Genomic DNA, 19,077 nt, shown 5'->3' with positions numbered 1-19,077 from the left:
TGCCCACCATGTGCGGCAGCGCGGCCGCCATGCGCCCGAACTTCATCCGGGTCAGCGGCCCTTCGTGACGGACGTAGGACTGGTCGTAGCGCAGTCGGCCGCCATACAGCTCCCGCTCGGCATCCGACATACTCTCCGTGTCTTCGACCCTCGGGCCGCTCGCGATCGTGTCGCTGCCTGGTGCGACCGGCGTCAACGTGTTCCCCCCTCGTGGGCATGGTGGCGTCCCCGTGTTCAACGACGCCGCGAGATTTCGAGCACCTGTTCCTTTCGGACGCGTTGCGCACCCTTTGATTCAGCGGTTTTCCGAAGGTGCGCAGTGCACCGACCCTTGCCGCGCAAGAACTGTCGGTCGGGGTGGGTTGGCCGAAACGCCGACGTTCCGCCGCAGCGGCAGCACGCGGTCAGCAACAGTTCTCGCCTGATCCCTCGCTTGTGCGTTGTCGCCATCCGGCCCGCCCGCGGGGGCCCGGGGTGACCAGGGGCACCTGGCCCGTGAGGGGCATCGGTCTGTGTCCAGCCGTTCGTGGGACACTTCGCCGGGGATTCCAGGTCCTGTTGGAACCGATGGGTCGCGTAGCGACGGAGACGGCTCAGACCGCGGTCGATGGTGGCCGGGGTTTCCGCGAGGTTGATCCGCCGGAGTCGCCTACCGGATGACAGCGCCTCCCGGGCGGCGGTGGTGCCGCCGTGGACGGCAGTCGGCACGGTTGCCCGGCCGTTCCGCGGGGAGGCGGGCCCGAATCGCCTGGTTCCTCGGCCCGAACGCCGGCTCCGAACCCCCCAGGGCTTCGGAGCCGGCCCGGGCGGAGTCGGGGCCGTGCCCGCCTTATCGAGTCGTCCGCACCCTCGGGGCCGGTTGCGCGCGGGGGACGGCGCCGGCTCATGCAGGGCTCCGACGATGGTGCGTAGGGGGCGGACACGCACGGCGCATCCCGCCCTGACGGAGGCGCCCCGGGGACGGGGACAGCGACAAGGAGGGGGTCAGTACAGGCCTTCGGGGGCCGAACTGGTGGTCTGGAGGGGGCGGACGTTGGCGACGCCGTCGGAGGGCCAGTGTCCACTGCGATGGCGGAGCGCCTGGTCGCGTTCCAGGATGTTGGGGAGGAAGAGGTCCTCGTGGAGGACGGTCAGCCGGACCTGGCCGACCGAGCCGGGCGCGACCAGGGCGGCGGGGTCGTCCTTGTCCACCACCGCCATGGTGACCTCCGGGTAGTTCGGGACGTAGCTGATGAGTTCGCCGTCCCGCTCGACGTCCAGGCAGGCCGCGTTGCCGAAGGTGTTGCCGTACGTCAGTCCGCAGATCCCGCCCTCCAGGGCGGCGGTGAAGGTCCGGTACATGTCGCCGCTGATCTGGGTGCCGCTCAGGCGTACGCCGTCGAGGGCTGCGACCAGTTCCGGCCGGCGCTGGCGGAGGGCCTGGAAGAGGGCGGGGGTGGTGTTGAGGTAGTGGACCCGGCCCTGCCGGAGCACGTCGGTGATCTGCTCCAACAGGTGGGTGGTGTAGTCGCCGACCTCGGCCAGCCGTCCGGCCCGGATGAGGCGCTTGACCCACCGCGGGTCCATGTCCACGGCGTACACCTGGCCGGCGTGGAGTTCCGAGACCTCCCGGACGCCGTTGCCGATCAGGTGCGGTCCGGTGGGGGTGGCCTGGAGCCAGGCGCGGCCCGGCGCGAAGCCCTCCCGTACGAAGGACCAGCGGCGCCAGATCGCCCGGTGCAGCAGCATGTCCGAGGTGTAGAACACCCGGCAGGGGGTCCCGGTGGTGCCGCCGCTGTCCCAGACCCGCCCGGCGAGCGGCCGGGGCACGGCCAGCGGGACGAGGTCCGCCGGGTCCTCCTCGCGGAGGCGGTCGAGCGGGAACGGGCCGAAGGCCGTGAGCTCGTCGTAGCGGGTGATGTCGCGCGGGTCGAAGTCCAGCTTGGCGGCGCGGCCCAGCCAGTAGGGGCTGCCGGCCACCGGGTCGAAGTGCCGCCGGACCACGGTACGGGTCCACGCGTCGAGGTCGGTGTCCAGCCGGCGCGCGACGTAGGCGTCCGGGTCGACGGGGGTGCCGGGGTCGGCGCGGGTGGCGGCGGTCATGACAGCGCCGTGGCGCCGGTGAGGTCGATTCCGAGGTCGTAAGCGGTGGTCAGGGCCTGCTCGATGTGCTCCGGCCGCTCGATGTGCACCACCGGGAAGGGGAACGCGAGGATGCCTTCGGGGATCGACGGGCCCATCACGAGGCCGAGCTGTACACCGTGCTCCTTCATGCCGTCGTAGACGTCGACCAGGCTGATCGGATCCGTGGAGTTGCGCTGGAAGAGGTCCCGGACCTCGTCCGCGGAGCGCAGGACCTTGGGTTCCAGGCAGGACAGCAGGGGGATTTCGGGGTCCGTGAAGGGAATCGCATCGATGCGCGGGGCCATGAACTCGCGGTAGGGGCGGCGCAGCGGGGTGTGGACGGCGATGGTACGCCCCGGGAGCGGGACGACCGTGCCCGGGGGGACCTCGGCGGCGAGGGCGCCGAGGGCGTCGGCCCGGCCGGCGAGCATCATGATGCGCTGGGTGCCGTCGACGGTGGGTCCGAAGTCGCCCGCCAGGTAGACGCCGGGGACGTTCTCGCCGGGGTGGGCGGGGGCGCCTTCGGCGAGGGAGCCGAAGGCGATGGCTATGCCCTGCTGCGGGGCGTCGGCGGGCGGTTCGGGGGTGTCGCGTGAGCCCGCCAGCATCTCGAAGAGCTCGCGCCGTCCCAGCGATCCGGCGAGGCAACTGGCGGTCATCGCGCCGAGGCTGAGGCCGCCGATGGCCGCGGGGCGCAGGCCGAACGACGCGAGGACGTCATGGACGCCGATCGCGAGGGCGGCCTCGCGGACGGTGCCGACGCTCTGGCGCTCCTCCTGGGGGGTCGGCAGGTCCTCCTTCAGGATCTGTCCGACCGTGAGCCCCGTCCAGGCAGAGACCTGCTCGTACCAGCTTTGCACGACCGGGTAGGTCCGGTAGAGCTCCAGGCCGTGCGGTTCGGTCCCGACGCCGCCGCCGAACAGGTACCCCAAACTCATGACAGCTCCCGTGAATTGTGTGAAAGGAGGGAACAATGCCGCCCCACCGTAGTGCAGCCGGGCTTCCGCTGCCAGCAGCCTGCCGCAGAATCCGACCTTCGACAGGAAGATCGGACGGCCGTCTCGTGGCGCGATATCGATACGCTATTCCGGTCTGGGAAAATACGTCGGACGCATACCGCCGGAGGGCGCTTCCGGACCTTCGGAAGAGCATTTAGGAGGTTGACCCGGGGGCGGTCCGTCCGTACGCGCTTCCCTACGCCTCAAGAAATTCCGGGAGGACGCGGGGTGGCCAGGTGCCGACGCTCAGGACGCCGAGGGAGTGCGCCCGGGAGACCAGAGCGGCCCGGTTCACGACCTGGAAATGACGGAGCATCAAACCGATGCGGTATTCGACACCTTGTCGGCTCAGATAAAGCGATGCCGCGAGCCGGGCGGTCGAGGTGCCGATCGCGATGCCTTCGAGGATGCGGACGTCCAGGGCGGCCAGCCGTCCGATGCCCGCGCGGTCGGGAGACCCCCCGGCCGCCGGCCCCCGATCCCGCAGTCCGGCGTCGTGCGCGTGCCCGGACCGCGCCGTCGGCCCGGACCGGGGCCGGGCGTCGCTTGCGGTGGACAACGGCGTCATCCTCGGCACCCCCTGCTCCTGCTGTTCCTGCTGTCCTCGGCCTCAGGCGCGCGGCGTGGCGGCGAAGTGCTCGCGCAGCGTGCCGATCACGCCGTCCGGGCGGCTGCTCAGGTAGAAGTGGCCGCCGGGGAAGACCTTGAGGTCGAAGGCGGCCGTGGTACGGGCGCGCCAGGCGGCGGCTTCGGGCAGCGGCGTCCAGGGGTCCTGGTCCCCCGTCAGGGCGGTGACCGGGCAGGTGACGGCGGAGCCGTGGTCGGCCCGGTAGGCCTGCAGCGCCCGGTAGTCGCCGCGCAGCGCGGGCAGCACCATGCCCAGCAGCTCCTCGTCCTCCAGGAGGCGCGCGTCGGTGCCGCTCATGGCCTTGACCTCGGCGATGATGCCGTCGTCGTCGAGCGGGTGGGACGGTTCCGGGCCGTCGGCGGCAGGGCCAGGGCGGCCGGAGACGAAGAGGTGGTCGACGCGGCCGCCCGCCCGCTCGATGCGCCGGACCACCTCGAAGGCAACGAGCGCGCCCATGCTGTGCCCGAAGAGGGTGAGGGGGAGGTCGTCCCAGCGGGCCAGTGCCCGGGCCACCTCGTCGGCCATCAGGTGCAGGTCCTCGGCGGCACGCTCCCCCCGGCGGTCCTGCCGTCCGGGGTACTGCACGGCCAGCAGGTCGACCGTGTCGCGCAGTTCGGCGGAGACCGGGAAATAGAAACTCGCCGAGCCGCCGGCGTGCGGAAAGCAGACCAGCCGCCGGGTGGCCGTCGGCGAGGGATGGAAGCGGCGGCACCACAGGTCGCTGTCCAGAGAGAGGGAAGTCATGTAGGTCGTTCTTTCCTTTCGGCGAAATCCGCTCGGTGCCGGTGGGCGGAGTGTGGTGATCATGCGCAACGTCATCCGTACCGACCGGTAGGCGCTATTGAGGGCGCGGTGATCAGCCGGTCACGTGCCGCGCATATCCCACCCTGCCATGCCACTTGTAAAGTCAGCAAGGGCGCGTCGTGCAGACCGGCCAGTTCACAGGTCGCGTTCAGTTCCGGCTATTTCCGCGGTGAATGGCGGGATCGTTGCGGTGCGCGGCAGTCCTGTGGGATTTACTGGGCGCCCACTTCAGCAGCAACGGTTCGGCCGGGCCGCGCGCCGCGGATCCGGCCGAGGAGGCGAGGAACACCTCATGGCAAGGCTGTACGCCGTCAGCGACCTCCACGTGGCCCATCCGAAGAACAGGGCGATCGTCGAGGGAATGTTCCCCGTCGACGAGGAGGACTGGCTGCTGCTGGCCGGGGACGTGGGCGAGCTGGCCGCGGACGTGGAGTGGGTGCTGCGGCTGCTGGCCGACCGGTTCTCGACGGTGGTGTGGGTGCCGGGCAACCACGAACTGTGGACCCATCCGTCGGACCCGGTGCGGCTGCGCGGCGATTACCGGTACCGGTATCTGGTGGACCTGTGCCGGAGCCTGGGCATCCGTACGCCCGAGGACCCGTACCCGGTGTGGACCGGGCCGGGTGGGCCGGTGACGATCGCGCCGCTGTTCCTGCTGTACGACTACAGCTTCCTGCCGCCCGGGGTGGCGGACGCGGGGGCCGCGCTGGCGTTGGCCGAGACGGCCGGGGTGGTGTGCAGCGACGAGTTCCTGCTGCACCCGGACCCGTACCCGACGCGGGCCGACTGGTGCCGGGAGCGGGTCGCCGCCACCGAGGCGCGCCTGGCCGCCTGCGACCCCGCGCTACCGACGCTGCTGGTGAACCACTTCCCGCTGATCAGGAAGCCCACGGAGGTGCTGCGGCACCAGGAGTTCGCGCTGTGGTGCGGGACCGCGGCGAGCGCGGACTGGCCGGTGCGCTACCGGGCGTCGGCCGTGGTCTACGGGCACCTGCACATTCCGCGGACCATCCACGCGGATGGGGTCCGGCACCAGGAGGTGTCCCTCGGCTACCCGCGCGAGTGGCAGCACTGGGGCAAGCCGGACCCGCTGCTGCGCGAGGTCTTCCCCGCCGGGGAGCGGCCGTGACGGGTGGCCGCCGATGATCGAGGACCTGTTGTCGGCGTCGGTCGAGGTGGCGGAATCGCTGGGGGACCTTCCGGGGTCGGAGCTGTTCCCGGAGGAGGAACTGCTGGTGGCACACGTGGTGGAGCAGCGCCGGCGGGAGTTCACCACGGGCCGCCGGTGCGCCCGGCAGGCGCTGGCCCGACTGGGGCTGCCCCGGACGCCGCTGCTGGCCGGTCCGCGCGGGGAGCCGCTGTGGCCCGACGGGGTGGTCGGGGCGATCAGCCACTGCGACGGGTACCGGGCGGCCGCGGTGGCCCGCCGCAGCGACCTGCTGGCCCTCGGGATGGATGCGGAGCCGGACGGTCCGCTGCCGGACGGGGTGCTCGACGCCGTGACCGTCGCCGGGGAGCGGGCCGCGCTGGAGAACTGCCGGCGGGCGGCGCCGGGGGTGTGCTGGGACCGGGTGCTCTTCAGCGCCAAGGAGTCCGTGTACAAGGCATGGTTCCCGCTGACGGGGCGGCCGCTGGACTTCCTCGACGCGTTCGTGCGGCTGGACCCCGTACGGGGCGTGTTCTCCGCCGCGTTGACCGTGCCCGCCCACCAGGTCGCGGACGGCCCGTCGATCAGCGGTTTCACCGGGCGCTGGGCCGTGGTGGGCGGTCTGGTGCTGACCGCGGTGATGGTTCCCCACAGCGTCAACCCGGCCCGATGGCAACACATGAGGCTCTAGGGATGTGTCTAGACATGACGGGGCCGCGTTGACCCGCACCTGGTCACACAAGACGCTGAAGGCAGTCTTTCCCACCGGTCGTACGACACAGAGGAATCCCCCCTTGAACTTCCTGTTGCTGGGCCCGCTTTCCGTCCGGCTGAACGCGCGTGAGGTGCACGTGTCGGCGCCGAGGCAGCGCGTGGTCATGGCAGCGCTCCTCCTCAACGCCAACCGGGTGATCTCGGTGGACCGGATCGCCGAGTACGTCTGGGACGGTGCTCCGCCGCCGAGCGCCGCCGCGACCGTCCGCACCTACGTGATGCGGCTGCGCCAGTCGCTCGGCGAGCACGCCTCCGCCCGGATCCTCACTCGGGCGCCCGGCTACCTCCTCGAACTCGGCGAGCACGAGAGCGATCTGGGCCAGTTCACGGCCCACCGCCGGCGCGCGGCCGAGTTGTCCGAGCGCGGGGACCTGGAAGGGGCTTCCGCCGAACTGGCCGCGGCGCTCGCCCTGTGGCGCGAGGAGCCGCTGGCCGACATCCCCTCCCGGACGCTGCGCGACGTCGAGGGGCGCTACCTGCAAGAGCTGCGCTTACAGACCATGGAGCTGCGCTTCGACGCGGAGCTGGCGCTGCTGCGGCACGCCGAGCTGATGCCCGAACTGGTGCGGATCGTCCGCAAACACCCCCTGCGCGAGGCCCTGGTAGGCAAGCTGATGCTGGCGCTGTTCCGTTCAGGACGGCAGTCGGAGGCCCTGGACCTCTACCGGCGCACCCGGGTACTGCTCGTCGAACAGCTCGGCGCCGAGCCGGGCGCCGATCTACGCGAGATCCAGCGGCACATCCTCTCCGTCCACGACCGCCCCCGTACGCCGGGCCCCGCGGAGCCGTCCGCGGCGGCGCCGGAGCCGGCCGCAGCACCGGGCTCGGACACCGCCTGGGAGCGGGCGGGCCGGCCCCGGCCGGCGCAGCTGCCCTCGGTGCCGCCGCTGCTGTCGGCGCACACGGGCGCGATGGCCCGGCTGGAGCACTTCCTCACCACCCGCGCGCAGCCCGCGGGCACGGTGGCGACCGCGGTGGTGACCGGCCGCGGCGGCGTCGGCAAGAGCGCACTGGCCCTGCACACCGCCCATGCCGTGCGCGAATCCTCGGTGGACGGCCAGCTGTACGCCGACCTCGGCGCGGGCACCCCGCCGCTGACCGCGCACGCGGTGCTGCCCCGGTTCCTCGCGGACCTCGGAGTCCCCCGGGACGAGATACCCGAGGATGCCTCCGAACGAGAGAGCCTGTACCGCTCGCTGACCTCGGGCCGCCGGCTGTTGGTCGTCCTCGACAACGCGTCCTCGACCGCGCAGATACGGCCGCTGATACCGGGCAGCGGGGGGAGCAGGCTGCTGGTGACCAGCCGACGGCGGCTGGCCGACCTGGAGGGCGCGCGCACCCTCGTCCTCCCCCCGCTGGACGAGGCCGGGTCGCTGGAGCTGCTGGGGAGCATCGTCGGACCGGCCAGGGTCGGCGCCGAACCGCGGGCGGCCCGTACGGTGCTGGCGGTGTGCGCGGGTCTGCCGCTGGCCATCCGGATCGCGGGGACCAGGCTGCTGGAGCGCCCGCACTGGAGCATCGGGCACTTCGCGCGGCGGCTGACGGAGGCCCCGCGACTGCTGGACGAGCTGTGCGCGGGCGACCTCGGGGTCCGCCCCTGTCTCGACGCCGACCACGCCGGGCTCCGGCGGCCGGCGTCGGCCGGTGTCGATCCGGCCGAGGTGTTCATCGCGCTGGGGGCCGCCGGGGACTGCTCCGTGTCCGGCACCCGGGTCGCGGTGCTGTTCGGCTGCTCCGAGGCGCAGGCCGAGGAGGCCCTCGACGCGCTGGTCGAGGCAAATCTGCTGGGCGCCCCGCACGCGGGCCGCTACCGGCTTGACCCGCTGCTGAGGGCGTACGCCGGCGAGCACGCGCAGGCGGTGCACGACCGCCCGTTCATGCGCGCCGGGTGACCTTCCGGGCACGCACCGACCCGTGCGCAGCACCCCGCGCGCTGCACCCCGTACCCACCGCCCTGCCGGCACCGACCCGTACGCAGCACCCCGTACCCAGCACCCGCACGCACCGTCGCGGCCACGGACGTCCCGTCGGCCGCTCCCGTTCGAGAGGAACCCCTGCGCCATGGCCCACCAGACGGCTGCCACCCCCGACCTGCTCGCCTACGTCCGGGACGTCTCCCTCCGCGACGACGATCTGCTCAGGGAGCTGCGGGAGACCACCGCGGACCTGCCGGGCGGGACCGCGATGCAGGTGATGGCGGAGGAGGGCCAGCTGCTCGCCCTGCTGGTCGGGCTGACGGGGGCGCGGGCAGTGCTGGAGATCGGGACCTTCACCGGCTACAGCACCCTGTGCATGGCCCGCGCGCTCCCGGCCGACGGGGTGCTGGTGTCCTGCGACATCGAGGAGCGGTGGCCGTCCGTCGGCGCCGACTATTGGAAGCGGGACGGGGTCGACGGGCGGATCGACCTGCGGATCGGCGACGCGGCCGGGACCCTGGACGCCCTGCTGACGGAGCGCGGGCCGGAGAGCTTCGACCTGGTGTTCATCGACGCGGACAAGGCCAACTACGTCCGCTACTACGAGTCCTCGCTCGCGCTGGTCCGCACCGGTGGTCTGATCGTGGTCGACAACACCCTCTTCTTCGGCAGGGTCACCGACCCGGCCGCTGTGGATCCCGACACCGAGGGGGTCAGGGCGCTGAACCGGCTGCTGTGCCGGGATCCGCGGGTGGAGCTGTCGATGCTGGTGATGGCGGACGGGATCACGCTCGCCCGCAAGCGCTGAGGGCGGCGGGCCGGGGCCCGGGAGCGCGGTGGCCGCCGGGGCGGTCACCGCGCTCCCGGGCCTCCTTCCGGCTTGGTGAGGTCGGGTGCGTCCACGCTCATGACGGTGGACACCGTGCGGGGGCCGGGGGCCAGGTGCAGGCGCTGGAGACCCGGTTGGTCCGCCAGCGTCTCCAGGCCGGCGGCGCACGGGCACGGGTTCTCCTCGATGCCCTCGAAGCCGGCGAAGCGGTAGGCGATCTCCATCATCCGGTTGCGTTCGGTGGCCCGGAAGTCCGCCACCAGGTGGACGCCGGACCGGGCGGCGGCATCGGCCAGCCAGTTCAGCAGGGTCGCGCCGGCGCCGTAGGCGACGACCCGGCAGGAGGTCGCGAGCAGTTTGAGGTGCCATAGTCCCGGGTGCCGCTCCAGCAGCAGCACGCCAACCGCGCCGTGCGGCCCGAACCGGTCGGTGAGGGTGACCACCAGGACCTCGTGCCGGGGGTCGCTGATCAGACCGCGCAGCACCGCGTCCGGATAGTGCACCCCGGTCGCGTTCATCTGGCTGGTGCGCAGGGTGAGTTCCTCGACCCGGGACAGCTCTTCGCCGGTGGCCCGGCCGATGCGCATCCGCAGGTCCAGGGAGCGCAGGAACTCTTCGTCGGGTCCGGGGGCGGCCGCCCGCTCGGCCTCGCGGCGGAAGCCCGCCTGGTACATCTCGCGGCGCCGCCGGGAGTCGACGGTGCTGGTCGCGGGGGTGAACTCGGCCAGGTCGGGCAGGGCGAGGACCTGTTCGGCCGGGTAGCACCGTACGTCGGGCAGGTGAAAGGCGACCTCGGCGCGTTCGGCGGGCCGGTCGTCGACGAACGCGATGGTGGTGTGCGCGAAGTTCAGCCGGTCGGCGATCCGGCGCACCGAATCGGACTTGGCGCCCCAGCCGATCTCCGGCAGGACGAAGTACTCGGCCAGGCCGAAGGCTTCCAGCCTGGCCCAGGCGTGCTCGTGGTCGTTACGGCTCGCGACGGACTGGAGGATGCCGCGGGAGTCGAGTTCGATCACCACCTTGCGCACTTCCTCCGGCAGGTGCACCTCGCCGTCCTCCAGCAGGGTTCCCTGCCAGAGGGTGTCGTCCAGGTCCCAGACCAGGCACTTGACCGTCGCTGCCATGTCGGCCTTCCTCGGCTCGTCGTCCGCGGGCCCGGTCACGGGGTCACCGCGGCGGAGAGGGCGTGCTGGGCCAGCATCAGCCGGCACATCTCGTTGCTGCCCTCGATGATCTCCATCAGCTTGGCGTCCCGGTACGCCCGGGCCACCGCGTGCCCGTCCCGGGACCCGGCCGAGGCCAGTACCTGGACGGCCGTCGCCGCACCCCGGGCGGCCTGGGTCGCGCTGACGTGTTTGGCGAGTACGGTCGCGACCACCTGGTCGGGCGACCCCTCGTCCCAGCAGCGGCTGGCGTGCTCGCAGGCCAGGGTGGCCGTCTGCGCGGCCGTGTAGAGGTCGGCGAGGTGCCCGGCGACGAGCTGGTGCTCGCCGAGCGGTTTCCCGAACTGCTCGCGTCCGGCGGCGTGTGCGGCTGCCGCGGCCAGACAGGCACGCAGGATGCCCACGCAGCCCCAGGCGACGGACATCCGCCCGTAGGCCAGTGCGGTCGTCACCAGCAGGGCGGGCGGCAGGCCGTATCCACCCAGGACGCTGTCGGCCGGCAGCCGCACCCCGTCGAGGTGGACGTCGGCGTGTCCGGCCGCGCGGCAGCCGAGCGGGTCGGCGATCCGCTCGATCCGGACGCCGGGTGCGTCGGCGGGCACGACGACGGCCGCCGCGCCGTCCTCGTAGCGGCCGACGATGACCAATAGGTCGGCGTAGTGGGCGGCGGTCACCCACTTCTTGTGGCCGTCCAGGACGACCGAGTCGCCGTCGCGGCGCACGGTCGTCCGCATCGCCGCAAGGTCGCTGCCGGCGGCGGGCTCGCTGAAGCCGACCGCCGCCAGCCCGCCCCCGGTGAGCCGGGGGAGGTGGGCGGCGGCCTGCTCGGCGGTACCCAGGCGCTGGATGGTCCACGCGGCCATGCCCTGGGAGGTCATCACACTGCGCAGGGAGCTGCACAGCGCGCCCACGTGGGCGGTGTAGGCGCCGCTGCGCAGGCTGCTCAGCCCCCAGCCGCCGTACTGCTCGGGGACTTCGGCGCACAGCCGGCCCTCGGCGCCCAGTTCGCGGAGCAGGTCGAGGGGGATCAGGCCGGTGCGGTCCCACTCCCCCGCCCGGTCGCCGACCCGCAGGGTGACGGAGGTGCGGGCGGCGTTCAGGTCCTCACCCATGCAGGCCTCCGGTGGCGGGCACGCGCAGCCGGTCCACCAGCTCCGCCATCCGCCGTACGGTGCGGAAGTTGTCGAGCCGCAGGTCCGCGCCGCGAACGGCTATCGCGTACGTCTTCTCCAAGTGCACGACCACCTGCATGGCGAACAGGGAGGACAGGCCGCCGGCTCCGAACAGGTCGGTGTCGGCGTCCCAGGGGGTTCCGGTGTGTCCTTCGAGGAAGCCCAGGAGCTCCTTCTCCAGGTCGTTGATGTTGGGGGTGTCGGGGGTGTCGGGCGTGTTGTCCGTGGTCATGGCTGTCTCCTCGGTGCGGTGGGGTCAGGTGTAGTCGTAGAAGCCGCGTCCGGACTTGCGGCCGAGCCGGCCTTCGCGGACGAGCCGGAGCAGCAGCTCGCAGGGGCGGCAGCCGTCGTCGCCGGTCCGTTCGTGCAGCACCCTGAGGGAGTCGACGAGGTTGTCGATGCCGATCAGGTCCGCGGTGCGCAGCGGTCCGGTGGGGTGGCCCAGGCAGCCCTGCATCAGGGCATCTACGTCCTCGGCGGTCGCCGTACCCTCCTGTACGACGCGGGCCGCGTCGTTGATCATCGGGTGCAGGATCCGGCTGGTCACGAATCCCGGCGCGTCCCGCACCACCACGGCCCGCCGCCGCAGCGCCCCGAGCAGCGACCGTACGGCGGCCATCGCAGGATCGCCGGTGCGGGCGCCGCGGACCACTTCGGCGGTCCCGATCAGGTAGGGCGGGTTCATGAAGTGGGTGCCGACCAGTTCCTCCGGCCGCTCCACGGCCCCGGCGAGTTCATCGACGGGGATGGAGGAGGTGTTGGTGACCAGCAGGGTGCCGGGCCGGACCAGGGCGGAGACCTCGGACAGTACGGCGGCCTTGGTGGCCGCACTCTCGGTGACGGCCTCGATGACGGCGGTGGCCGTGGCCGCGGCCTTCGGCGAGGTGTCGGCGACCAGGGTGCCGAGGGGAGTGCCGGCCGGCAGCGCGCCCATCAGCTCGGCCAACCGGAGTTCGGAGTCGATCCGGTCCCCGGCCCGGTCGAGCCGGTCCTGGTCCACGTCGACCAGGTGGACCGGCAAGCCGTGCCCGAGGGCGAGGACGGTGATGCCGACGCCCATCACTCCGGCCCCCAGCACGGTGAGGGCGTGCGGTATCGGCGGCTCTTCGTACGGATCGGTGGTCACTGGCGCTCCTTCTTCCTGCTTCTCTTCGCGTGCGGGGGTCGTCGCCTTCACAGGTGACCGGGTGTGCGGAGGGTGGCGCCGAGCCAGTCGGCGACGGCGTCGCCGGTGGTCGCGACGTGCTGCTCCATGATCGAGAAGTGGTCCCCGGGTACGTCGACGACGGTGTCGGCGGTGGCCCAGGACGAGCGCCAGTCGCCCGCCTCGGCGGACGGGCGGCCGAGCGGCGCGGAGGCGCGCACCAGCAGCACCGGGGCGCGGACCGCCGGGGGCTTCCAGTCGTCGAGCAGCCGGAAGTAGCCGCCCATCGCGGTGAGCCGGGTGCCGTCCATCGGGGCTGCGCGGTCCTCGCGGGCGAACATCCCGCCCAGCAGAACGTCGTTGAACTGGGTGATGCCCTGGTTGTCGGACAGGTAGGTGTCCAGCAGGACGACGGCGGCCGGGCCCGCGCCGCGGCGCTCCAGTTCGGCGGCGACCCCGTGGGCGAGGGTGCCGCCCGAGGAGGAGCCGGCCAGGACCAGCGTCCGTCCGGGCAGTTCGCGCAGGAGCGTCGCCGCCTGGAACTGCACGAGGGCGGACATGTCGGCGGGCAGCTCCTCCTCAGGGGTGAACCCGGGGGCGTCCAGGGCGGTGACGGCGTACCGGTCCCGGAAGCGGGCGGCGAAGCGGGCGTACTGGTGTGCGCCGCCGAGGGCGACGATCGAGCCGAAGCAGACGATCACGGGGGCGTCGGCGCGCTCGTTGAGCCGCAGGATCCGCGGGCCCGTGCCGGCTGCCGCGAGGTCGTCGCCGCTGTGGAACGCGGAGCGCAGCGCGGAGGCGTTCTTGAGCAGTGCGATGCCCTCGTCGATCCGGCCGAGCGCGCAGGCCTGCCGGAACAGCACGCTTGCGGGGTCGGCGTCTTCGGTGTGACCCGTGTCTTCGGTGTGGTCGGTGTCAGGGGCTGCGGGTCCGGGGCTGGCGGTGCCCTCGGTGGCGGCGGTGGCGAGGCGGGCGGCGAGCTCGGCGGGGGTGCCGCTGTCGAAGACCGCCGAGGGGCGCAGCCGCAGGCCGGTGACGGCGGCCAGCCGGTTGCGGAGTTCGACCGCGGTCAGCGAATCGAAGCCGACCGAGAGGAACGGCACCGTCGCGGACAGCGCTCCGGCATCGGCGTGGCCGAGGACTTCGGCGGCCTGGGCCAGGACGAGTTCGCTCAGGATCAGCTCCCGCTCCTGCGCGTCGGCGGCAGTGTCGAGCCGGTGCCGCAGGGCCGCGGCGGCCGTTCCCGGCATCCCCTTCGCTCCGGCCGCCGCGCCCGGACGGCGCCGGACCAGCGGGCGGAGCATCGGGTGCACCGGGCCGTCGCCGCGCACGGTGAGGTCGAGGTGGGCCAGGACCACGGGGCTGCCGTCTCCCGGGTCGGAGGCGTCCGCGGCGCACACGGCGTCCAGCAGGGCCATGGCCTCCTCGTCGGAGAGGCCGCGGGCGCCACGCCGGTCGATGCGGCGCCGTTCGGCGCCGTCGAGTTCCGCCGTCATCCCGCTCTGCCGCTCCCAGGGCCCCCAGGCCAGGGACAGGCCGGGCAGCCCGAGCCGTCGACGTTCTGCGGCGAGGGCGTCGAGCGCGGCGTTCGCGGCCGAGTAGGACGCCTGGCCCGGGCTGCCCAGTACGCCCGCGGCGGAGGAGAACACGACGAACGCCGAGAGGTCCGCGCCGCGCGTCAGCCGGTCGAGGTGCCGGGCCGCGTCGAGCTTGGGGCGCAGCACCGCGGCCATCCGCTCCCCCGTCAGCCCCTCCAGCAGGCCGTCGTCGAGCACTCCGGCGGTGTGGACGACGGCGCAGAGGGGATGGCGTGCGGGGATGTCCGCCAGGGCGGCGGCCAGTTCCTCGCGGTCGGACACGTCGCACCGGGTGGCGGTCAGTTCGGCGCCGGCCGCGGCCAGTTCCGCCGTCAGCTCCGGTATGCCGGGGGCGTCGGCGCCGCGGCGGCTCAGCACCCGGAGGTGGCGCACCCCGTGAGCGGCGACGAGGTGGCGCGCCAGGACGGCCGCGAGGGCGCCGCCGCCGCTCAGCAGCACCGTCCCCTCGGACGAGCCGAACGCCCTGGATCCGGACGGGGCTTCGGGGGCCGGGGCCACGGGGGCGATGGCCGCGAGGGCGGACGGCCGGATCAGCCGGGGCGCGTACAGGACACCATCGCGCAGGGCCGCCTGCGGTTCGCCCGCGGCGAGGAGGCCGGCCAACGCGTCGGCGAGACCGGCCGCATCCGGCCCCTCGGTGTCCAGCAGCACGAACCGGTCGGGGTGTTCGAGCTGGGCGGCCCTGAGCAGGCCCCAGACGGCCGCCGCGCCAAGGTCCGCGGACTGCGGCCGCGTGCCGAGCGGGCCGGTCGCGCCCCGGGTGAGCACCACCAAGGGCGTACGGGCGGTGGTGTCGTCGGCCAGGTGGGCCTGGAGACGGTCGAGGACCTGGGACGCCACCGCGTGGACCGCCGTGGGGTCCGGGCCCGGGGCGTCCGCGCCGGGGCTGTCCGGGGTCCCGGTGCCGGCGGACGGGGGGCAGATCAGCAGCAGCGCGTCGGGGGTCGCGGGCGGGGGCTCGACGGGGAAGCCGTCCGGCAGCAGCCGCTCGTCCCGCGGGCCGAGGAGGCCCCAGCGGGTGACCGGGCGCGGGCCGCTCGCGGCGGTGACCGGCGTCCAGCCGACGTGGAAGACGGAACCCGAGGACGCGCGCAGCGCGGCGGCGGACGCCGTGCGCAGGGTGAGCGAACCGACCGTCGCCACGGTGCGCCCGGAGGGGTCGGTGATCCGCGCGGTGACAGCGTCGGGGCCGTCGGAGCGCAGGTGGACGCGCAGGACCGGCGCGTCGGAGGTGTCGATCGCGACGCGCTGCCAGGAGAAGGGCAGCGGGACGCCGTCGGCGTTCTCGACGGTCGCGGCGCCTTCGCGCAGGCCGGTCGTCTGGAGGGCCGCGTCCAGGAGGGCCGGGTGCACGCCGAAGCCGGCGGGTCCGGTGCCGGGGATCTCGTCGGGCAGGGCCACTTCGGCGTGGATGCCGTCGGCGGCGCGCCAGGCGGCGTTCAGGCCACGGAACGCCGGGCCGTAGGCGACGCCCCGGACTTCGAGCAGCTCGTACAGTGCCTCCACGTCCAGGGGGACCGCGCCGGGCGGGGGCCACGCGCCCGGCGTGTCGGCTTGGTCGGCTTGGTCGGCTTGGTCGCCCGAGGGGTCCCAGGGACCGAGGGTGCCGGTCGCGTGCCGGGTCCAGGGCTGGTCGGCGGCGGTCTCGGGCCGGGAGTGGAACTCCACCGGACGCCGGCCGGTGCCGTCGTCGGCACCGACCCGTACGCGCAGTTGGACGGCGTGGTCGTCGGCGGCGTCGCCGGGCAGCACCAGCGGTGCGGCCAGGGTCAGTTCCTCCACGAGGGCGCAGCCGAGGCTGCGGCCCGCGTGCGCGGCCAGTTCCACGAGGGCTGCACCGGGCACGATCACGGATCCGGCGACGGCGTGGTCGGCGAGCCAGGGGTGGACGGCCAGGGAGAGCCGGCCGGTGAAGAGGGTGCCCGCTTCCTCGGGCAATTCGACGGCGGCGCCGAGCAGCGGGTGGTCCGCCGCGGCCTGTCCGGTGGCCGCCGGGTCGCGGTCGGCGGGCAGGGAGTCGAGCCAGTAGCGGCGGCGCTGGAAGGCGTAGGTGGGCAGGTCGACCCGTCGGGCGCCGGTGCCCTCGAACAGGGCCTGCCAGTCGACCCGCAGGCCCCGGACGTGGGCCTCGGCGAGGGCGAGCTGCAGCCGGCGGGGCCCTCCGGCCCCGCGCCGCAGCGTGCCGAGCACCACCGTCTCGGGGGCGCCGGCGTCGGCGGCCGTGTCCTCGATCCCGTACATCAGGGCGGGCTGGGGGCTGGACTCGATGAAGACGCGGTGTCCGGCCGCGAGAAGCGCGCGGGTCGCCCGCTCGAACTCGACGGTCTGCCGGAGGTTGCGGTACCAGTACTCGGCATCCAGGGCCTTCGTGTCCAGCAGGCCGCCGGTCACGCTGGAGTAGTACGGCACAGCGCCGGAGCGGGGGGTGATGTCCTCCAGATCGGCGAGCAACTGCTCGTGGATCGCCTCCACATGCGAAGAATGCGAGGCGTAATCGACCTCGATCAGGCGCGCCCACACTCCCTCCTCCACGAACTCCGCCACCAGTTCCGCGACCGCATCCGCATCACCCGACACCACCGTGGAGGAAGGTCCGTTGACGGCGGCCACCGACAGACGACCAGTCCACCCGGCAAGACGTTCCCGTACCGCGTCCGCAGGCAGCGGCACCGACGCCATCCCACCCCGACCCGCCAACACCCCCACCGCACGCGAACGCAACGCCACCACCCGAGCCCCATCCTCCAAACTGAGCCCGCCCGCCACACACGCAGCCGCGATCTCACCCTGCGAATGCCCCACCACCGCATCGGCCGTCACGCCATAGGACCGCCACACCTCCGCCAACGACACCATCACAGCCCACAACACCGGCTGCACCACATCAACCCGCCCCAGCAACTCCCCCGACCCCAACGCCTCCGCCAACGACCAATCCACAAACGGCGACAAAGCCCGCTCACACTCCGCCATCCGCCCCGCAAACACCACCGACCCAGCCAACAACTCCGCAGCCATCCCCACCCACTGCGAACCCTGACCCGGAAACACCAACACCGTGCGGCCCGGGACCGGTCCGCTGCCGGTCGTCACATCGGCCGACGCCGCACCCCGCGACAGCGCGGCGATCCCGGCCAGCAACTCGCCCCGGTCCGCCCCCACCACCACGGCACGCTCCGCGAAGCACGAACGCCCGGCCGCCAGCGAGTGGCCGATGTCCGCCGCGCTCAGCCCCGGCTCCGCCACCACCCGCTCGTGCAGGGCCGCCGCCTGGCCGCGCAGCGCCCCGGGCGTACGCGCCGAGAGGACCCAGGGGACGGCGGCGGGTGCCGGTACCGGTTCGCCGGGCTCGTCAACCGGCGTGCCGGTGGCGTCTGTCGAGCCGGCCGGGGCAGATGGGGCCTCTTCGAGGATGAGGTGGGCATTGGTCCCGCTGGCGCCGAAGGAGGACACGCCCGCCCGGCGCGGCCGTCCCGTCTCGGGCCAGGGGGTGGCCTCGGTGAGCAGCGCGACGGCGCCCTCGGTCCAGTCGACGCGGGGCGAGGGGCGGTCCACGTGCAGGGTGCGCGGCATCGTGCCGTGCCGCATCGCGAGCACCGACTTGATCACCCCGCCGACGCCCGCGGCGGCCTGGGTGTGGGACAGGTTGGACTTCAGCGACCCCAGCCACAGCGGCCGGCCGGCGGGCCGGCCCTGCCCGTAGGTGGCCAGCAGGGCCTGCGCCTCGATGGGGTCGCCGAGGGTGGTGCCGGTGCCGTGCGCCTCCACCATGTCCACCTCGTCCGGGGCGAGTCCGGCATGGGCGAGCGCCCCGCTGATGACGCGCTGTTGCGCGGGACCGTTCGGTGCGGTCAGCCCGTTGCTCGCGCCGTCCTGATTGACGGCCGAGCCGCGGATGACTGCCAGTACGGGGTGCCCGGCGCGCCGGGCGTCCGAGAGCCGTTCCAGCAGGAGCAGGCCCAAGCCCTCGCCGAAGCCGGCGCCGTCCGCCGTGGCCGAGAAGGACTTGCTGCGCCCGTCGGGTGCCAGGCCGCGCTGGCGGCTGAATCCGACGTACAGGCCTGGGGTGGACATCACAGTCACGCCGCCGGCCAGGGCGAGGGTGGTGTCGCCGGAGCGCAGCCCCTGGCAGGCGAGGTGGACGGCGACCAGGGACGATGAGCAGGCGGTGTCGAGGGTGATCGCCGGGCCTTCCAGGCCCAGGGCGTAGGCGATCCGGCCGGAGGCCACGCTGGGGATGGTGCCGGTGCCGAGGAAGCCTTCGAGTTCGTCGGGCACCCGGCCGAGCCGGGACGCGTAGTCGCTGTTGATGACTCCGGTGTAGACGCCGGTGCGGCTGCCGCGCAGGGTCAGCGGGTCGATGCCGGCGCGTTCCACGGCTTCCCAGGAGGCTTCGAGGAGCAGCCGCTGCTGCGGGTCCATGGCCAGGGCCTCGCGCGGGGAGATGCCGAAGAAGCCGGGGTCGAAGGCGGTCGCGTCGTGGAGGAAGCCGCCCTCGCGGACGTAGAAGGTGCCGGGGGCGTCGGGGTCGGCGTCGAAGCCTCCCTCGACGTCCCAGCCGCGATCGTCGGGGAACGGCGAGACCGCGTCGCGTTCCTTGAGCAGCAGCTCCCACAGGTCTTCCGGGGTACGTACGCCGCCGGGGTAGCGGCAGCTCATGGCCACGATGGCGATGGGTTCGGCGGAGTCGTCGCGGAGCCGCCGGTTCTCCTGCCGCAGGCGCTGGTTGTCCAGCAGCGAGGCGCGCAGGGCGGCGACCACCTGGTCCGTGTCGGTGGGCATGGCGTTCGGCTTCTCCTTC

General features: G+C 73.3%; 13 protein-coding genes. 4 read left to right on the top strand and 9 right to left on the bottom strand.

Annotated features, from left to right (window positions below):
• Positions 1-984: 984 nt before the first annotated feature.
• From R4Z63_RS32220 to R4Z63_RS32205, 4 genes are all read right to left on the bottom strand, one after another.
• Positions 985-2,082 (bottom strand): arylcarboxylate reductase, encoded by a 1,098-nt coding sequence (locus tag R4Z63_RS32220; protein ID WP_384455227.1) that lies wholly within the window; start codon positions 2,080-2,082, stop codon positions 985-987.
• Entirely contained in the window at positions 2,079-3,041 is a 963-nt protein-coding gene (locus tag R4Z63_RS32215) for an ACP S-malonyltransferase (protein WP_384455230.1), read from the bottom strand. The genes R4Z63_RS32220 and R4Z63_RS32215 overlap by 4 nt, the downstream gene beginning before the upstream one ends.
• A gap of 256 nt (positions 3,042-3,297) precedes the next feature.
• Positions 3,298-3,669 (bottom strand): LuxR family transcriptional regulator, encoded by a 372-nt coding sequence (locus R4Z63_RS32210; RefSeq protein WP_037918629.1) that lies wholly within the window; start codon positions 3,667-3,669, stop codon positions 3,298-3,300.
• A gap of 42 nt (positions 3,670-3,711) precedes the next feature.
• Positions 3,712-4,473 carry a thioesterase II family protein gene (locus R4Z63_RS32205; RefSeq protein ID WP_037917648.1) on the bottom strand — a complete coding sequence of 254 codons (762 nt, stop codon included), beginning with the start codon at positions 4,471-4,473 and terminating at the stop codon, positions 3,712-3,714.
• A gap of 352 nt (positions 4,474-4,825) precedes the next feature.
• Between R4Z63_RS32205 and R4Z63_RS32200 the strand changes: the two genes are divergently transcribed.
• The 4 genes from R4Z63_RS32200 to R4Z63_RS32185 all read left to right on the top strand — a co-directional run bounded on the left by R4Z63_RS32200 (position 4,826) and on the right by R4Z63_RS32185 (position 9,178).
• Positions 4,826-5,662: a metallophosphoesterase family protein gene (locus tag R4Z63_RS32200; RefSeq protein ID WP_384455233.1), complete on the top strand. Its 837-nt coding sequence runs from the start codon at positions 4,826-4,828 to the stop codon at positions 5,660-5,662.
• A gap of 13 nt (positions 5,663-5,675) precedes the next feature.
• The gene (locus R4Z63_RS32195) at positions 5,676-6,371 is read left to right on the top strand and encodes a 4'-phosphopantetheinyl transferase family protein (protein ID WP_384455236.1); all 696 of its coding nucleotides are present in this window, start codon (positions 5,676-5,678) and stop codon (positions 6,369-6,371) included.
• Between the two features lie 103 nt (positions 6,372-6,474).
• Positions 6,475-8,346 carry an AfsR/SARP family transcriptional regulator gene (locus tag R4Z63_RS32190; protein WP_384455239.1) on the top strand — a complete coding sequence of 624 codons (1,872 nt, stop codon included), beginning with the start codon at positions 6,475-6,477 and terminating at the stop codon, positions 8,344-8,346.
• Between the two features lie 169 nt (positions 8,347-8,515).
• Positions 8,516-9,178, top strand: a complete 663-nt coding sequence (locus R4Z63_RS32185) for an O-methyltransferase (RefSeq protein WP_037917638.1) — start codon at positions 8,516-8,518, stop codon at positions 9,176-9,178.
• A gap of 44 nt (positions 9,179-9,222) precedes the next feature.
• Here R4Z63_RS32185 and R4Z63_RS32180 read toward each other — a convergent pair whose 3' ends face one another.
• The 5 genes from R4Z63_RS32180 to R4Z63_RS32160 are packed head-to-tail and all read right to left on the bottom strand — an operon-like array spanning position 9,223 to position 19,058.
• Complete coding sequence (locus R4Z63_RS32180) at positions 9,223-10,323, bottom strand: HAD-IIIC family phosphatase (RefSeq protein ID WP_384456105.1); 1,101 nt, start codon at positions 10,321-10,323, stop codon at positions 9,223-9,225.
• A 35-nt stretch (positions 10,324-10,358) separates the two neighbouring features.
• On the bottom strand, positions 10,359-11,474 hold the full coding sequence (locus R4Z63_RS32175) for an acyl-CoA dehydrogenase family protein (protein ID WP_037917636.1): 1,116 nt from the start codon (positions 11,472-11,474) through the stop codon (positions 10,359-10,361).
• On the bottom strand, positions 11,467-11,766 hold the full coding sequence (locus tag R4Z63_RS32170; protein WP_384456108.1) for an acyl carrier protein: 300 nt from the start codon (positions 11,764-11,766) through the stop codon (positions 11,467-11,469). The genes R4Z63_RS32175 and R4Z63_RS32170 overlap by 8 nt, the downstream gene beginning before the upstream one ends.
• Before the next feature lie 24 nt (positions 11,767-11,790).
• Positions 11,791-12,660 carry a 3-hydroxyacyl-CoA dehydrogenase family protein gene (locus R4Z63_RS32165; protein ID WP_384456111.1) on the bottom strand — a complete coding sequence of 290 codons (870 nt, stop codon included), beginning with the start codon at positions 12,658-12,660 and terminating at the stop codon, positions 11,791-11,793.
• A 47-nt stretch (positions 12,661-12,707) separates the two neighbouring features.
• Positions 12,708-19,058 carry a type I polyketide synthase gene (locus R4Z63_RS32160; RefSeq protein WP_384456115.1) on the bottom strand — a complete coding sequence of 2,117 codons (6,351 nt, stop codon included), beginning with the start codon at positions 19,056-19,058 and terminating at the stop codon, positions 12,708-12,710.
• Positions 19,059-19,077 lie beyond the last annotated feature (19 nt).

It is taken from the genome of Streptomyces sp. PL-29, from assembly GCF_058344425.1.
The sequence above is the reverse complement of the archived record's forward strand: the minus strand, read 5'-3'. Positions and strand labels throughout refer to the sequence as shown.

What these genes read in the sequence shown, in the direction of transcription:
- R4Z63_RS32185 (WP_037917638.1), top strand. Translation starts at nt 8,516, where the DNA reads ATGGCCCACCAGACGGCTGCCACCCCCGACCTGCTCGCCTACGTCCGG.
- R4Z63_RS32175 (WP_037917636.1), bottom strand. Translation starts at nt 11,474, where the DNA reads ATGGGTGAGGACCTGAACGCCGCCCGCACCTCCGTCACCCTGCGGGTC.
- R4Z63_RS32200 (WP_384455233.1), top strand. Translation starts at nt 4,826, where the DNA reads ATGGCAAGGCTGTACGCCGTCAGCGACCTCCACGTGGCCCATCCGAAG.
- R4Z63_RS32195 (WP_384455236.1), top strand. Translation starts at nt 5,676, where the DNA reads ATGATCGAGGACCTGTTGTCGGCGTCGGTCGAGGTGGCGGAATCGCTG.
- R4Z63_RS32160 (WP_384456115.1), bottom strand. Translation starts at nt 19,058, where the DNA reads ATGCCCACCGACACGGACCAGGTGGTCGCCGCCCTGCGCGCCTCGCTG.
- R4Z63_RS32210 (WP_037918629.1), bottom strand. Translation starts at nt 3,669, where the DNA reads ATGACGCCGTTGTCCACCGCAAGCGACGCCCGGCCCCGGTCCGGGCCG.
- R4Z63_RS32220 (WP_384455227.1), bottom strand. Translation starts at nt 2,082, where the DNA reads ATGACCGCCGCCACCCGCGCCGACCCCGGCACCCCCGTCGACCCGGAC.
- R4Z63_RS32205 (WP_037917648.1), bottom strand. Translation starts at nt 4,473, where the DNA reads ATGACTTCCCTCTCTCTGGACAGCGACCTGTGGTGCCGCCGCTTCCAT.
- R4Z63_RS32170 (WP_384456108.1), bottom strand. Translation starts at nt 11,766, where the DNA reads ATGACCACGGACAACACGCCCGACACCCCCGACACCCCCAACATCAAC.
- R4Z63_RS32215 (WP_384455230.1), bottom strand. Translation starts at nt 3,041, where the DNA reads ATGAGTTTGGGGTACCTGTTCGGCGGCGGCGTCGGGACCGAACCGCAC.
- R4Z63_RS32180 (WP_384456105.1), bottom strand. Translation starts at nt 10,323, where the DNA reads ATGGCAGCGACGGTCAAGTGCCTGGTCTGGGACCTGGACGACACCCTC.